Raw genomic sequence first — 14,277 nt, forward strand, 5'->3', positions numbered from 1 at the left:
TGAATGTGCCGGAGTCTAGCCGAAAGTCGCTGCCTTGAGCGCCCTTCAGCCGCGGTGCTAACATGCCCGATCCCTCTTAGAGGTGGCCAGACACGAGGAAGATCCCTGACAATGAGCACCATTCGCGAGCGCAACAAGGAACTGATCCTGCGCGCGGCCAGCGAGGAATTCGCCGACAAGGGCTTCGCCGCCACCAAGACCAGCGATATCGCGGCCAAGGCCGGCCTGCCCAAGCCGAACGTGTATTACTACTTCAAATCCAAGGACAACCTCTACCGCGAGGTCTTGGAGAGCATCATCGCGCCGATCATGCAGGCCTCGACGCCGTTCAATGCTGACGGTGACCCTAAAGAAGTGCTGAGTGCCTACATTCGCTCGAAAATCCGCATTTCCCGCGATTTGCCGCATGCCTCCAAAGTGTTTGCCAGCGAGATCATGCACGGTGCGCCGCATTTGTCGCCCAACCAGGTCGAGCAGCTCAACGAGCAGGCACGGCACAATATCGAGTGCATCCAGGGCTGGATCGAGCGCGGGCAGATCGCCAATGTGGATGCGCATCACCTGATGTTCAGCATCTGGGCGGCGACCCAGACCTATGCCGATTTCGATTGGCAGATTTCGGCGGTGACGGGCAAGGCCAAGCTGGCCGAGAGTGATTATGACGCGGCGGCCGAGACCATCATTCGGCTGGTGCTCAAGGGCTGTGAGCCTGAGGCGGCCTGATAGAGCCAGTGGGGCTGCTCTGCAGCCCTATGACCGGCAAGCCGGCTCCCACAGTGACCGCACAGCTTTTGAACACTGTGAATGTCCTGTGGGAGCCGGCTTGCCGGCGATGAGGCCAGTACAACCAGTAGAGATTTAAGCAGCCACCCCCGCATCCGCCTTCAACCCAACTGCCTCGATCGCACTGATCGCGCATTGCTCGTCGATATCCGACGTATCCCCGCTGATCCCCACCGCACCCAGCACCTTGCCGTCCTGATCACGAATCAGCACACCCCCCGGTGCCGGCACCACCGGCCGCTCCCCCAGCCCATTCAACGCGGCAAAAAACGCCGGCCGCTGCTGCGCATCCAGCGCCAACAAGCGTGAGCCCTTGCCCAGGGCAATTGCCCCCCAGGCCTTACCGGTGGCCACTTCCGGCCGAATCAGGCTAGCGCCATCCTCGCGCTGCAGCGCCAGCAAGTGCCCGCCCGCATCCAACACCGCCACAGTCAACGGCGCAGCGTTGATCTGGCGGCCTGCCGCCAGCGCAGCATTGACCAGGCTTACCGCGACTTTCAGGTTCAGAACGTTCATGAAAAGGTCCTCTTCTTGTTGTGAGAAGCCCTAAGGGCAGTTGAAAACCAATAGCGCAAATAGAACACAACAGAAGATATTTTTGTATACAATATTTTAAAACGATCGTACTCGATCCGACAGAACGCCGTTTTCACGGGCGCTCCGACGAAAGCTATTCTCCCCGATGAAAATCCATTGACCTAAGCGGGCAGGCGTGAATACACTCTGCCGCACAGCAAGTTGTATACAATTACAAAATCGATGAGGCACAACCCATGAGCAAAATGAGAGCAATCGATGCAGCCGTTCTGGTCATGCGCCGTGAAGGTGTAGATACCGCGTTCGGCATCCCAGGGGCTGCCATCAACCCGCTGTACTCGGCCCTGAAAAAAGTCGGTGGCATCGATCACGTCCTCGCTCGTCACGTCGAAGGTGCCTCGCACATGGCCGAGGGCTACACCCGTGCCAACCCAGGCAACATCGGCGTGTGCATCGGCACTTCCGGCCCTGCCGGCACCGACATGGTCACCGGCCTGTACAGTGCGTCGGCCGACTCCATCCCAATTCTCTGCATCACTGGCCAGGCCCCGCGTGCACGTCTGCACAAAGAAGACTTCCAGGCCGTCGACATCACCAGCATCGTCAAGCCGGTGACCAAGTGGGCGACCACCGTGCTGGAGCCAGGCCAAGTGCCTTACGCGTTCCAGAAGGCCTTCTATGAAATGCGCACCGGCCGCCCAGGCCCTGTGCTGATCGACCTGCCGTTCGACGTGCAGATGGCCGAAATCGAATTCGACATCGACGCCTACGAGCCGCTGGCCGTCAACAAGCCATCCGCCACCCGTGTACAGGCCGAAAAAGCCCTGGCAATGCTCAATGACGCCGAGCGCCCACTGCTGGTTGCAGGCGGCGGCATCATCAACGCCGACGCCAGCGACAAGCTGGTCGAGTTCGCTGAGCTGACCGGTGTACCGGTCATCCCGACCCTGATGGGCTGGGGCACCATCCCGGACGACCACGCCCTGATGGTCGGCATGGTCGGCCTGCAGACGTCGCACCGCTACGGCAACGCCACCCTGCTCAAATCCGACCTGGTGTTCGGCATCGGTAACCGTTGGGCCAACCGCCACACCGGCTCCGTCGACGTCTACACCGAAGGCCGCAAGTTCGTGCACGTGGACATCGAACCGACCCAAATCGGCCGCGTATTCACCCCAGACCTGGGTATCGTGTCGGACGCTGGTAAAGCACTGGACGTGTTCCTCGAAGTGGCCCGCGAATGGAAAGCCGCTGGCAAGCTCAAGTGCCGCAAGGCCTGGCTGGAAGACTGCCAGGAGCGCAAGGCCACCCTGCAGCGCAAGACCCACTTCGACAACGTGCCGGTCAAGCCGCAGCGCGTGTACGAAGAGATGAACCAGGTGTTCGGCAAGGACACCACCTACGTCAGCACCATCGGCCTGTCGCAGATCGCCGGCGCGCAGTTCCTGCACGTGTACAAGCCACGTCACTGGATCAACTGCGGCCAGGCTGGCCCGCTGGGCTGGACCATCCCTGCCGCACTGGGTGTGGTCAAGGCCGACCCATCGCGCAAAGTGGTTGCCCTGTCGGGTGACTATGACTTCCAGTTCATGATCGAAGAGCTGGCAGTCGGCGCGCAGTTCAACCTGCCGTATGTCCACGTGCTGGTGAACAACGCCTACCTCGGCCTGATCCGCCAGGCGCAGCGTGGCTTCGACATGGATTACTGTGTACAACTGGCGTTCGAGAACATCAACTCCAGCGACGCCGCCAGCTACGGTGTCGATCACGTCGCCGTGGTCGAAGGCCTGGGCTGCAAGGCCATCCGCGTATTCGAGCCAGGCGAAATCGCCCCTGCCCTGCTCAAGGCGCAGAAGATGGCCGAAGAGTTCCGCGTGCCGGTGGTGGTTGAAGTGATTCTCGAGCGTGTGACCAACATTTCCATGGGCACCGAGATCAACGCGGTCAACGAGTTTGAAGACCTGGCCCTGGTCGGCAACGACGCGCCAACCGCCATCTCGATGCTGGACTGATCGCCTGACGCCCCCAGGCATGCCCCGGGGGCCTTCATCGCAAGGAGACAACTCATGCCTCGCTTCGCTGCCAACCTGTCCATGCTGTTCACCGAACAGGACTTCCTGGCCCGCTTCAAGGCCGCCGCCGATGCTGGTTTCAGCGGCGTCGAATACCTCTTCCCGTACGATTTCAGCGCGGCTGAAATCAAGCAGCAGCTCGATGCGCACGGCCTGACCCAGGTGCTGTTCAACCTGCCGGCCGGCGACTGGGCCAAAGGCGAGCGTGGCATCACCTGCCACCCTGACCGCGTTGAAGAGTTCCGCGCCGGTGTCGACAAGGCCATCGAATACGCCAAGGTCCTGGGCAACACCCAGGTCAACGCCCTGGCCGGCATCCGCCCGCAAGGCCTGCAATGCGCCGACGTACGCAAGACCTTCGTCGACAACCTGAAGTTTGCCGCCGAAAAACTGAAAGCCGCCGGGATCCGCCTGGTCATGGAAATGATCAACACCCGCGACATCCCAGGCTTCTACCTGAATACCACGAAGCAAGCCCTGGAAATCCAGGCCGAAGTCGGCAGCGACAACCTGTTCCTGCAGTACGACATCTACCACATGCAGATCATGGAAGGTGACTTGGCTCGCACGATGGAAGCCAACCTGAAACTGATCAACCACATCCAACTGGCCGACAACCCAGGCCGCAACGAGCCAGGCACCGGCGAGATCAACTACCGCTTCCTGTTCGAGCACCTGGACCGCATCGGCTACCAGGGTTGGGTGGGCGCAGAGTACAAGCCGCTGACCACCACTGAAGCGGGCCTGGGCTGGCTGAAGACCCACAACGCGATTTAAGGGCGCATACGCACGTTGTAGGAGCAGCCTTGTGCTGCGAAGAGGCCATCGCTGCGCTAGAAGATCCGCCTGTCATACCGGCCTCTTCGCAGCACAAGGCTGCTCCCACAAGGGCCTGCGTTGCCTGCTCCATCGAGATTCAACAAATACAACGAGGTAATCTCTCATGGCTAAAATCGGCTTTATCGGCACCGGCATCATGGGCAAGCCCATGGCTCAGAACCTGCAAAAAGCAGGTCACAGCCTGTTCGTTTCCACCCACCACGACGCCGCCCCGGCCGACCTGATCGCCGCTGGCGCGGTGGCCCTGGCCAACCCGAAAGAAGTGGCTCAGGAAGCTGAATTCATCATCGTCATGGTCCCCGACACCCCGCAGGTGGAAGCCGTCCTGTTCGGTGAGAACGGCGTGGCCGAAGGTGTCGGCCCGAACAAGGTCGTGATCGACATGAGCTCGATCTCGCCAACCGCTACTAAAGCCTTCGCCGAGAAGATCAAAGCCACCGGCGCCGCCTACCTGGACGCCCCGGTGTCCGGCGGTGAAGTCGGCGCCAAGGCCGCGACCCTGAGCATCATGGTCGGTGGCTGCCCGAAAGCCTTCGAGCGCGCCCTGCCGCTGTTCGAAGCCATGGGCAAGAACATCACCCGCGTGGGTGGCAACGGCGACGGCCAGACCGCCAAGGTGGCCAACCAGATCATCGTTGCGCTGAACATCCAGGCGGTTGCCGAAGCCCTGCTGTTCGCCGCCAAGAACGGCGCCGACCCGGCCAAGGTGCGTGAAGCACTGATGGGCGGCTTCGCGTCGTCGAAAATCCTCGAAGTGCACGCCGAGCGCATGATCAAAGGCACTTTCGACCCAGGCTTCCGCATTAACCTGCACCAGAAGGACCTGAACCTGGCCCTGCAAGGCGCCAAGGAGCTGGGCATCAACCTGCCCAACACCTCCAACGCCCAGCAAGTGTTCAACACCTGCCAGGCCCTGGGTGGCGGCAACTGGGACCACTCGGCGCTGATCAAAGGCCTGGAGCACATGGCCAACTTCTCGATCCGCGACGACAAGTAAGCATCCATTGGCCCATTCGCGGGCTTGCCCGCGAAGAAGCCAACACCGAGCAACACCCGCCCCTGGTTCGGCCTGCACGGAGGCAGTTCCAGGGGCGTTTTCGATTCTGCAGAACAACAATAATTTGGGAGCCTGCCATGTCGGTCGATCCGCAAAAAATTCTTCGCGAGCTGTTCGACACAGCCATCGCCGCCGCCCACCCGCGCCAAGTCCTCGAACCTTACCTGCCCGCCGACCGTAGCGGCCGGGTCATCGTCATCGGCGCCGGCAAGGCCGCAGCCGCCATGGCTGAAGTGGTCGAGAAAAGCTGGCAGGGCGAAGTGTCCGGCCTCGTCGTCACCCGTTACGGCCACGGCGCCAACTGCCAGAAAATCGAGGTGGTCGAAGCCGCTCACCCGGTCCCCGATGCCGCCGGCCTGGCCGTGGCCAAGCGCGTGCTGGAGCTGGTCAGCAACCTGAACGAAGACGACCGTGTCATCTTCCTGCTCTCTGGCGGTGGTTCGGCACTGCTGGCACTGCCCGCCGAAGGCCTGACCCTGGCCGACAAGCAACACATCAACAAGGCGCTGCTCAAGTCCGGCGCCACCATCGGCGAGATGAACTGCGTGCGCAAGCACCTCTCGGCGATCAAGGGTGGCCGCCTGGCCAAGGCCTGCTGGCCAGCCACGGTCTACACCTATGCCATTTCCGATGTACCGGGCGACCTGGCCACGGTCATCGCCTCCGGCCCCACCGTCGCCGACCCAAGCACCAGCGCCGACGCCCTGGCCATCCTCAAGCGTTACAACATCGAAGCGCCCAAGGCCGTCATCGATTGGCTCAACAACCCGGCCTCGGAAACCGTCAAGGCCGATGACCCGGCCTTGGCCCGCAGCCATTTCCAACTGATCGCCAAGCCCCAGCAATCGCTGGAAGCCGCCGCCGTCAAAGCGCGCCAGGCTGGCTTCAGCCCGCTGATTCTGGGCGACCTGGAAGGCGAGTCGCGTGAGGTGGCCAAGGTGCATGCTGGCATTGCCCGGCAGATCGTCCTGCACGGCCAGCCCCTCAAGGCACCGTGCGTGATCCTGTCGGGTGGCGAAACCACCGTCACCGTACGCGGCAACGGCCGCGGCGGGCGCAATGCCGAGTTCCTGCTCAGCCTCACCGAAAACCTCAAGGGCCTGCCGGGCGTGTACGCGCTGGCCGGTGATACCGACGGCATCGATGGCTCCGAAGAAAACGCCGGCGCCTTCATGACCCCGTGCAGCTATGCCCGCGCCGAAGCCTTGGGCCTGTCAGCCAGTGACGAGCTGGACAACAACAACGGCTACGGCTACTTCGCCGCGCTCGATGCGTTGATCGTCACCGAGCCGACACGCACCAACGTCAACGACTTCCGCGCCATTCTGATCCTCGAGACTCCGCAATCATGACGCCTGATAAAAAAGTCAAAATCCTCGCCACCCTCGGCCCTGCGATCAACGGCATCGACGACATCCGCCAACTGGTCGAAGCCGGGGTGAACATCTTCCGCCTCAACTTCAGCCACGGCGAACACGCCGACCATGCCCTGCGCTACCAGTGGATCCGCGAAGTCGAGCAACAGCTGAATTACCCGCTGGGCATCCTCATGGACCTGCAAGGGCCAAAGCTGCGCGTGGGCCGCTTTGCTGAAGGCAAGGTGCAACTGCAACGTGGCCAGGCACTGCGCCTGGACTTGGACAAGGCACCAGGCGACAGCCGCCGGGTCAACCTGCCGCACCCAGAGATCATCGCTGCGCTGGAACCCGGCATGGACCTGCTGCTTGATGACGGCAAGTTGCGCCTGCGCGTGACCGCCAAGCACAGTGACGCCATCGACACCGAAGTGCTGAACGGTGGCGAACTGTCCGACCGCAAGGGCGTCAACGTGCCGCAAGCGGTGCTCGACCTCTCCCCGCTCACCGAGAAGGACCGCCGCGACCTGGCCTTCGGCCTGGAGCTGGGAGTTGACTGGGTGGCCCTGTCATTCGTGCAGCGCCCTGAAGACATCGTCGAGGCGCGCCAGCTGATTGGCGACCGTGCCTACCTGATGGCCAAGATCGAGAAGCCCTCGGCGGTCGAACAGCTGCAGGCTATCGCCGAACTGGCAGACGCGATCATGGTGGCCCGCGGTGACCTGGGCGTGGAAGTACCCGCCGAAAGCGTGCCGCAGATCCAGAAGCGCATCATCGGTACCTGCCGCCAACTGGGTAAACCGGTGGTGGTGGCCACGCAGATGCTCGAATCCATGCGCTTCTCGCCTGCGCCCACCCGCGCCGAGGTCACCGACGTGGCCAACGCTGTGGCCGAGGGTGCTGATGCGGTGATGCTGTCGGCCGAGACCGCGTCGGGCGACTACCCGTTGGAAGCCGTGCAGATGATGAGCAAGATCATCCGCCAAGTGGAAAACGGCCCCGACTACCAGGCACAGCTTGACGTTGGCCGGCCGAAAGCCGAAGCCACCGTGTCGGACGCCATCAGCTGCGCGATCCGCCGTATCAGCGGCATTCTGCCGGTAGCGGTGCTGGTCAACTACAGCGAGTCGGGCGCCTCGACGCTGCGTGCCGCGCGCGAGCGACCACGGGCGCCGATCCTCAACCTGACGCCGAACCTGAACACGGCACGCCGCCTGAGCGTGGCCTGGGGTGTGCATTCGGTGGTCAACGACCGCCTGCGTCAGGTTGACGAAATCTGCTCGACCGCCTTGGAAATTGCCCAGGCACAAGGCATGGCCAGCCGCGGGGACACGCTGTTGATCACCGCCGGTGTGCCTTTCGGCAAGCCGGGTTCGACTAATACGCTGCGGATCGAGACCTTGGTCTAACGCTGAGGCCCTTTCGCGCGGCAAGCCCGCTCCCACAGATTCACGGCCGTGCGCGGCCCCTGTAGGCGCTGGCTTGCCTGCGATTGGAGGGCAAAGCCCTCCGCTAACACCGATCCAACAAACCTGCGGAAAACCCGAGGCCCAAAGAGGCCCACCGCTTAAACCTCAACCTCAATGACTGCCCATGTACACCAAAAATTTCGTCAACCCGTGCCCCGACTGGGCCACGGCGCTGCTCAACGGCTTCAGCCAGGTGCTGCTGCTGCGCAACCCCTTGTGCGGCCTGTGCTGCCTGCTGGCCATCCTGCTGACCGCCCCCAACCTGGTCGGCGGCGCCCTGCTCGGCGCCCTTGCTGGCCTGCTCACCGCCCAGCGCCGCGGCTACGACCGCGCCGACCGCCAGGCCGGGTTGTACTGTTACAACGGCGTGCTGATCGGCATCCTGATCAGTGCGGCACTGCCGTGGTCAGCGATCATGCCGCCGCTGATCCTCGCAGCCGGTGGGCTGTCGAGCATCATCACCCACCAGTGGCGCAAGCGCGGTGGCAAGTTGCTGATCGCCTATACGGCACCGTTTGTGTTGCTGGGCTGGGGCACCCTGTTGCTGGCCGCCCCCTCGACAGTACCCTCTGTCGAAGCCGACCCGCTTTATGCACTGCTGCGTGGTGTGGGCCAGGTGTTCTTGCTCGACAAGCCAATGGCTGGCCTGCTGATCGTAATCGGGATGTACCTTGCCAACCCCTACGCAGCAACCTGGGCAGTGATTGGCTCTGCCATCGGCGCAGGCGTGGCCCTTCTGGCCGATCAAACGCAGGCTGCATGGATGGGTCTGTACGGTTTCAACGCTGCATTGGCGGCACTGGCGTTCAGCAGGCAAGGAGAGCGTCCCTGGGTGACGCTGCTGGCAATTGCGCTAGCCCTGCTGCTGCAAACCCTGTTCAAATTGCTGCCTGTGCCTGGCCTGACTGCACCATTCGTTGCGGCCTGCTGGCTGATACATGTGGCAGACCATCTAGGTCAAAGAAAACGAAAAACAGCCCCCATCAATTATCGAGCTGAGTGAAGGTCTACGGCGGATTGAGAGGTTTCCGCAAGGAGGCTGCGTCAGATGCCAGATGACGAGCTTTTGGTGGCCGCGGAGGAGGTGTCAAAGATGACGCAGGCAGCGGCTGAGATGACGCAGGCAGCGGCTGAGATGACGCAGGCAGCGGCTGAAGAGGCTTCGGAAGGTTTTTTTGCTCCACCAGTGCTATGACTTGGTTTTGAAGTGCTTGCATCTGCTGTTCTAGCCACTGGCTCTGAGCTTCATATCCAGCGATGGTGGATTTTAGCTGATCCACCTCCTTCAGAGTGGCGCCCATCCCATCAATCATAGTCGCCTGATAATTTCCCTTCGAGAACTTTTTAATTTGGTAGCCAACCTCTTCGAACGCCACATGATAAACCGTTTCTGAAGGTTTATTTTTGAAATAGGCTTTGACGCCAGGCCTTAACAACTCAGGTATGTTGAGGCGTTTAAACTCAGCCTTGAGCCCATTTATGCCTTGACCGGATGGGTCAGTATTGTTTATCGGGTCACCTTCGCAATAGCAGTAAGCATTCAACCCACCTTTTTCAAAGGGACTAAAAGCATCGGGGCTGCAGAACCGCATAAGAATTGGGGTATAGAACCGATGCCCATTGCCCAAGGCATATGCATGTGAATTCCTTATTTTTGGCTCACCATTGAACCCCAACAAGAGGCTTTGTGGTGGGCAAGAATGCCCATAAGCGGTGTACGACAACGCCCGAATCGCCATGCTTTGCTCACCCATAGCCGTTCGCTCAGCTATCTGTCCCATTTCACACCATTGTGCTCTAGCCACTGCTCTCCAGGGAACTAGCAGTTTTACTAGTTCACTCGTTGCAGACGTGGGCAGAGACCTTCTAGGCTTACCGCTTGACCTTCGGAACTCAAGCCATGTCCACCTCGCAATCCTTACGCGAACGCCTCTACATCATGGTCTTCCAGACCGACACCGTAGCTGGCCGCCGCTTCGACAAGACCTTGCTACTGATCATCCTCGCCAGCCTGGTCACAGTAATCCTCGACAGCATCGACGAGGTGCACCAAAGCTACGCCGGCCTGCTGGCGGGCATCGAATGGGGCTTCACCGCGATCTTCCTAGCCGAATACCTCACGCGCCTGTACTGCTCGCCCAAGCCCCTGCGCTACGCCTTCAGCTTCTACGGCCTGGTCGACCTGCTGGCGATCGTACCCGGTGTCATCGCCCTCTATTACAGCGACGCGCAATACCTGCTGATCATCCGGATCATCCGCATGCTGCGGATCTTCCGCGTGCTCAAGCTTGGCCAGTACCTCAAGCAGGCCAATTACCTGATGGCCGCGCTGCGGGGCAGCAAGCAGAAGATCATTGTGTTCCTGGTCACTGTCTCGACCTTGGTGACCGTGTTCGGCACCTTGATGTACGTGATCGAAGGGCCGGAGCATGGTTTTACCAGCATTCCCAAAGGCATCTATTGGGCCATTGTCACCCTGACCACGGTGGGCTTTGGCGATATCGTGCCGAAGACGCCGCTGGGGCAGGTGCTGTCGTCACTGGTGATGATCACCGGTTATTCGATCATCGCCGTGCCTACCGGCATCTTTACCGCAGAATTGGCCAATGCCATGCGTGGGGAGCAGTTGCAGCATGACTGCCCAACCTGCCACAAGAGCAGCCACGAACACGATGCGTCATTCTGCTCGCGGTGTGGCAATGGGCTGTTTCCCAAGCAGTGATGCTGCCTGTAGCGGCATAACCAAAGTATTTTTTATTCTTTATCCCCTGCAAAGCCAGCCGCTATAGTCGCTGGCTATCTGCCCATAACTTCTCAAGAACAAGGAAGCAACGTGAAAAAACTCTTCACCGCCTCGCTGCTCGCCGCAGGCCTGGCCCTTGGCAACCTCGCCCAAGCCGCCCCGACCCTGCTCAACGTCTCCTACGACGTGATGCGCGACTTCTACAAGGACTACAACCCGGCCTTCCAGAAACACTGGGAAGCCGAGCACAACGAGAAGGTCAATGTGCAGATGTCCTTCGGCGGCTCGAGCAAGCAAGCGCGAGCGGTGATCGACGGCCTGCCGGCCGATGTCATCACCATGAACATGGCCACCGACATCAACGCCCTGGTCGACAACGGCAAGCTGGTGCCAGACAACTGGGTCACTCGCCTGCCGAACAACAGCGCGCCGTTCACCTCGGCCACCGTGTTCATCGTGCGCAAAGGCAACCCCAAGGCACTGAAAGACTGGCCCGACCTGCTCAAGGATGGCGTGCAAGTGATCGTGCCCAACCCGAAAACCTCGGGTAACGGCCGTTACACCTACCTCTCGGCGTGGGGTTATGTGCTCAAGCAAGGCGGTGACGAGACCAAGGCCCGCGATTTCGTCGGCAAGCTGTTCAAACAGGCGCCGGTGCTGGATACCGGTGGCCGCGCGGCGACCACTACGTTCATGACCAACCAGATCGGCGACGTGCTGGTGACCTTCGAAAACGAAGCCGAAATGATCGCCCGCGAGTTCGGCCGCGACCAGTTCGAAGTGGTCTACCCAAGTGTGTCCGCCGAAGCCGAGCCACCGGTAAGCGTGGTCGACAAGGTGGTGGCGAAAAAAGGTACCCAGCCCGTGGCCGAGGAATACCTGAAGTACCTGTGGTCGCCAGAGGCACAGGAAATTGCCGCCAACAACTACCTGCGCCCACGTGATCCGGCGGTGCTGGCCAAGTACACCGACCGCTTCCCGAAAGTGGACTTCCTGTCGGTGGAAAAAACCTTTGGTGACTGGCGTACCGTGCAGAAGACCCACTTCAACGACGGTGGCGTGTTCGACCAGATTTACAGCGGACAGTAAGCTGCACGGTAATCGCTGACCCTTGCACACGCTCATCGAACTTTCGCGACGCTGAACGGCTCAGTTTCTGGAGTAACCCTGCCCCGCTCATCCCGGCCCAGGAGTACTCCAGTGCTGCGCTACCTCACCACCCTGCTGCTCGGCTGCCTGCCTGACCATCCGAACCCTGCGCCTGCGCGACGGCAAGGGGTTCGTGCACTCGGTGCCGTTTGGCCAGATCAAGGCGGTTACCAACCAGTCGCGGCAGTTCGCCTATGCGTTTTTCTCGCTGCAATTCACCTACGACAGCGATGTGGACCAGTCGCTGGCGCTGATCTTCGCGGGCAAGCCCGCTCCCACAGGGGCTCTATTGCTGCGCTCGAATGTTGAGCTGTTCCTGTGAGACGGGCTTGCCCGCGAAGGGGCCGGCAAAGCAAGCCTCAACCCTGCCGGAATACCAAGGCTTTAAGGCCCCCAGCCGGATCCGCATCAGGAAACTCCGGCGGGTTCTCCAGCCGCTCGACGAAGGCCAACGTCGGCGCCTGCTCGGCCATGCCCTCGATCAAAAACGCCGGCCCGATCCCCGGGTCGTTCACACAGGCCAGCACGGTCCCGCCCTCACTCAGCAGCTCCGGCAACCGCCGCAGAATCTTCGCGTAATCCTGGGTCAGCACAAAGCTGCCCTTCTGGAAGGTGGGCGGGTCGATGATGATCAGGTCATAGGGCCCGTATTTACGCACCTTGCCCCAGGACTTGAACAGCTCGTGCCCCAGGTACGCTACCCGTGACGCATCGTGGCCATTGAGCCGGTGGTTGTCTCGCCCGCGGGACAACGCCGACTTGGCCATGTCCAGGTTCACTACCTGCTCCGCCCCACCCGCAATGGCCGCTACCGAAAAGCCGCAAGTATAAGCAAACAGGTTGAGCACCCGCTTGCCTGCTGCCTGTTCGCGCACCCAGTGTCGGCCATAGCGCATGTCCAGGAACAGGCCATTGTTCTGACGTACGCCCAGGTCCAGCAGGTAAGTCAGGCCGTCCTCGACGACCTCCCGCTGCTGGCACGGCTCGCCCCACAGCCATTGGCCGGGGCTGTCCGGCAGGTAGCGGTGCTGGATGAGGATGGCCTGGCCATGCCATTGCGGGCGCTGGGCGAGGTCACGCAGCATGGCCTCCAGCTCCGCCAGTTGGCCTTCAGGCGGCTCACGGAACAGCGCCACCGACAGCACGCCTTGCAGCCAGTCCACCGTCACCTGCTCAAGGCCCGGCCAGCAGCGGCCACGGCCGTGGAACAGGCGACGGGTTTCCTGTGGGGCGGGGTCAAGGGCAGTAAGCAGATGCTGTTCGAGGGTCTGGATCGGTGAAGTCATGGCGGGTCGCAAGCACGTAAAAGGGAACATTCTACCCTTTGGTCGCAACGGGCGCCGAACGGAACCACCAACCTTGCTGCATCCCCGCCGCTGCCAGCAGAATCAGTGCCACGCCCAGCCATTGCAACGGCGCCAGCCGGTGCCCAAAGGCCACCCAGTCGACAAGAATTGCCGCAATCGGGTAAACGAACGACAGCGCGCCGGTCAGTGCCGTGGGCAAGCGCTGAATAGCGCTGTACAGCAGCACATACATCACCCCGGTATGAACGATGCCGAGGGTCACCAGGCTGGTCAATGCCGAGGTCTCACCCGGCAACCCACCCAGCTTGACCCACGGCGCCAGAAGCAAAACACCGGTGGCAACCTGGATCAATGCAATCAGGTGCGGTGGTGTGCCTTTGAGGCGCTTGATGATCAACGCAGCGATTGCATACAAAAACGCCGCGCCCAGCGCCAGGCCAATACCCAGCAGGTAATCCTCGCCACTGCCCTGCCCCGCGCCGTGGGCGCTGACGATTGCCAGCATGCCAAGGAAGGCGACGCTCAACCAGGTGACCTTGGGCAAGGTGATCTTCTCGCCCAGAAACACGGCCGCCAGGCCCACCAGCATGAACGGTTGGACGTTGTAAACAGCGGTGCCGATGGCGATCGAAGCGCGTGAATAGGAGGCGAACAGCAACACCCAGTTGCCGACGATGGCCACGCCGCTGGCAATCGCCAGCAGAAACGCCGTGCGGCCGATCACACCTGGTTTGAGAAAGCCCAAGGCCGCGCAGATCACCAGCAGCGTACCGGTACCGAACACGCACCGCCAGAACACCACGTCGAGTACTGGCTGGCCCGACACCAGCACGAACCAGCCGATGGTCCCGGAAATCAGCATGGCAGCGACCATTTCCAGCGAACCACGGCGCAATGAACTGTCCATCTCACACCTCCCATTGATAATGGCAACAGTATGCAAAGGGTGGCAGGGGACCTTCCAG

Annotated in this window: 13 protein-coding genes and 1 pseudogene; 10 read left to right on the plus strand and 4 right to left on the minus strand. The window is 61.4% G+C overall.

Going from position 1 to position 14,277, the window contains the following annotated elements; genetic code table 11:
- Window positions 1-111: 111 nt before the first annotated feature.
- Window positions 112-723: a TetR/AcrR family transcriptional regulator gene (locus LOY53_RS18705; RefSeq protein WP_099428678.1), complete on the plus strand. Its 612-nt coding sequence runs from the start codon at window positions 112-114 to the stop codon at window positions 721-723.
- A 135-nt stretch (window positions 724-858) separates the two neighbouring features.
- Here LOY53_RS18705 and LOY53_RS18710 read toward each other — a convergent pair whose 3' ends face one another.
- Complete coding sequence (locus LOY53_RS18710) at window positions 859-1,299, minus strand: heme-binding protein (protein ID WP_027592967.1); 441 nt, start codon at window positions 1,297-1,299, stop codon at window positions 859-861.
- Between the two features lie 257 nt (window positions 1,300-1,556).
- Here LOY53_RS18710 and gcl point away from each other — a divergent pair, with 257 nt between their 5' ends.
- The 6 genes from gcl to LOY53_RS18740 all read left to right on the plus strand — a co-directional run bounded on the left by gcl (window position 1,557) and on the right by LOY53_RS18740 (window position 9,116).
- A complete protein-coding gene (gene gcl / locus LOY53_RS18715) occupies window positions 1,557-3,332 on the plus strand; it encodes a glyoxylate carboligase (RefSeq protein ID WP_027592968.1) in 1,776 nt (591 codons plus the stop codon).
- A 54-nt stretch (window positions 3,333-3,386) separates the two neighbouring features.
- Entirely contained in the window at window positions 3,387-4,169 is a 783-nt protein-coding gene (gene hyi / locus LOY53_RS18720) for a hydroxypyruvate isomerase (protein WP_027592969.1), read from the plus strand.
- Window positions 4,170-4,335: 166 nt separating this feature from the next.
- Window positions 4,336-5,229: a 2-hydroxy-3-oxopropionate reductase gene (locus LOY53_RS18725; RefSeq protein WP_099428674.1), complete on the plus strand. Its 894-nt coding sequence runs from the start codon at window positions 4,336-4,338 to the stop codon at window positions 5,227-5,229.
- A 137-nt stretch (window positions 5,230-5,366) separates the two neighbouring features.
- The gene (locus tag LOY53_RS18730; RefSeq protein WP_099428673.1) at window positions 5,367-6,641 is read left to right on the plus strand and encodes a glycerate kinase; all 1,275 of its coding nucleotides are present in this window, start codon (window positions 5,367-5,369) and stop codon (window positions 6,639-6,641) included.
- Entirely contained in the window at window positions 6,638-8,053 is a 1,416-nt protein-coding gene (gene pyk, locus LOY53_RS18735; protein ID WP_238217376.1) for a pyruvate kinase, read from the plus strand. Before LOY53_RS18730 ends, pyk begins: the two co-directional genes overlap by 4 nt.
- Before the next feature lie 184 nt (window positions 8,054-8,237).
- Window positions 8,238-9,116 carry an urea transporter gene (locus LOY53_RS18740; protein ID WP_252825251.1) on the plus strand — a complete coding sequence of 293 codons (879 nt, stop codon included), beginning with the start codon at window positions 8,238-8,240 and terminating at the stop codon, window positions 9,114-9,116.
- Window positions 9,117-9,120: 4 nt separating this feature from the next.
- Here LOY53_RS18740 and LOY53_RS18745 read toward each other — a convergent pair whose 3' ends face one another.
- Window positions 9,121-9,867, minus strand: a complete 747-nt coding sequence (locus tag LOY53_RS18745; RefSeq protein ID WP_258703129.1) for an RHS repeat-associated core domain-containing protein — start codon at window positions 9,865-9,867, stop codon at window positions 9,121-9,123.
- A 146-nt stretch (window positions 9,868-10,013) separates the two neighbouring features.
- Between LOY53_RS18745 and LOY53_RS18750 the strand changes: the two genes are divergently transcribed.
- The 3 genes and pseudogenes from LOY53_RS18750 to LOY53_RS18760 form a co-directional block, all read left to right on the plus strand.
- A complete protein-coding gene (locus LOY53_RS18750) occupies window positions 10,014-10,835 on the plus strand; it encodes an ion transporter (protein ID WP_252825253.1) in 822 nt (273 codons plus the stop codon).
- A 111-nt stretch (window positions 10,836-10,946) separates the two neighbouring features.
- The gene (locus tag LOY53_RS18755; protein ID WP_252825254.1) at window positions 10,947-11,945 is read left to right on the plus strand and encodes a sulfate ABC transporter substrate-binding protein; all 999 of its coding nucleotides are present in this window, start codon (window positions 10,947-10,949) and stop codon (window positions 11,943-11,945) included.
- 139 nt (window positions 11,946-12,084) lie between these two features.
- Window positions 12,085-12,315: pseudogene (locus tag LOY53_RS18760) on the plus strand (mechanosensitive ion channel protein); the annotation flags it as partial.
- Between the two features lie 49 nt (window positions 12,316-12,364).
- Here LOY53_RS18760 and LOY53_RS18765 read toward each other — a convergent pair.
- Window positions 12,365-13,291, minus strand: coding sequence for a class I SAM-dependent methyltransferase (locus LOY53_RS18765; protein ID WP_252825255.1), 927 nt, complete (start codon window positions 13,289-13,291; stop codon window positions 12,365-12,367).
- Between the two features lie 31 nt (window positions 13,292-13,322).
- Window positions 13,323-14,219, minus strand: a complete 897-nt coding sequence (locus tag LOY53_RS18770; RefSeq protein ID WP_252825256.1) for a DMT family transporter — start codon at window positions 14,217-14,219, stop codon at window positions 13,323-13,325.
- Between the last annotated feature and the right edge of the window lie 58 nt (window positions 14,220-14,277).

Origin of the sequence: Pseudomonas sp. B21-031, from assembly GCF_024748985.1 — a bacterium.
GTDB lineage: Bacteria > Pseudomonadota > Gammaproteobacteria > Pseudomonadales > Pseudomonadaceae > Aquipseudomonas > Aquipseudomonas kermanshahensis.

Excerpts from the sequence above, each read along its gene's own strand:
- LOY53_RS18705 (WP_099428678.1), top strand. The coding sequence starts at position 112 with ATGAGCACCATTCGCGAGCGCAACAAGGAACTGATCCTGCGCGCGGCC.
- LOY53_RS18710 (WP_027592967.1), bottom strand. The coding sequence starts at position 1,299 with ATGAACGTTCTGAACCTGAAAGTCGCGGTAAGCCTGGTCAATGCTGCG.
- gcl (WP_027592968.1), top strand. The coding sequence starts at position 1,557 with ATGAGCAAAATGAGAGCAATCGATGCAGCCGTTCTGGTCATGCGCCGT.
- hyi (WP_027592969.1), top strand. The coding sequence starts at position 3,387 with ATGCCTCGCTTCGCTGCCAACCTGTCCATGCTGTTCACCGAACAGGAC.
- LOY53_RS18725 (WP_099428674.1), top strand. The coding sequence starts at position 4,336 with ATGGCTAAAATCGGCTTTATCGGCACCGGCATCATGGGCAAGCCCATG.
- LOY53_RS18730 (WP_099428673.1), top strand. The coding sequence starts at position 5,367 with ATGTCGGTCGATCCGCAAAAAATTCTTCGCGAGCTGTTCGACACAGCC.
- pyk (WP_238217376.1), top strand. The coding sequence starts at position 6,638 with ATGACGCCTGATAAAAAAGTCAAAATCCTCGCCACCCTCGGCCCTGCG.
- LOY53_RS18740 (WP_252825251.1), top strand. The coding sequence starts at position 8,238 with ATGTACACCAAAAATTTCGTCAACCCGTGCCCCGACTGGGCCACGGCG.
- LOY53_RS18745 (WP_258703129.1), bottom strand. The coding sequence starts at position 9,867 with ATGGGTGAGCAAAGCATGGCGATTCGGGCGTTGTCGTACACCGCTTAT.
- LOY53_RS18750 (WP_252825253.1), top strand. The coding sequence starts at position 10,014 with ATGTCCACCTCGCAATCCTTACGCGAACGCCTCTACATCATGGTCTTC.
- LOY53_RS18765 (WP_252825255.1), bottom strand. The coding sequence starts at position 13,291 with ATGACTTCACCGATCCAGACCCTCGAACAGCATCTGCTTACTGCCCTT.
- LOY53_RS18770 (WP_252825256.1), bottom strand. The coding sequence starts at position 14,219 with ATGGACAGTTCATTGCGCCGTGGTTCGCTGGAAATGGTCGCTGCCATG.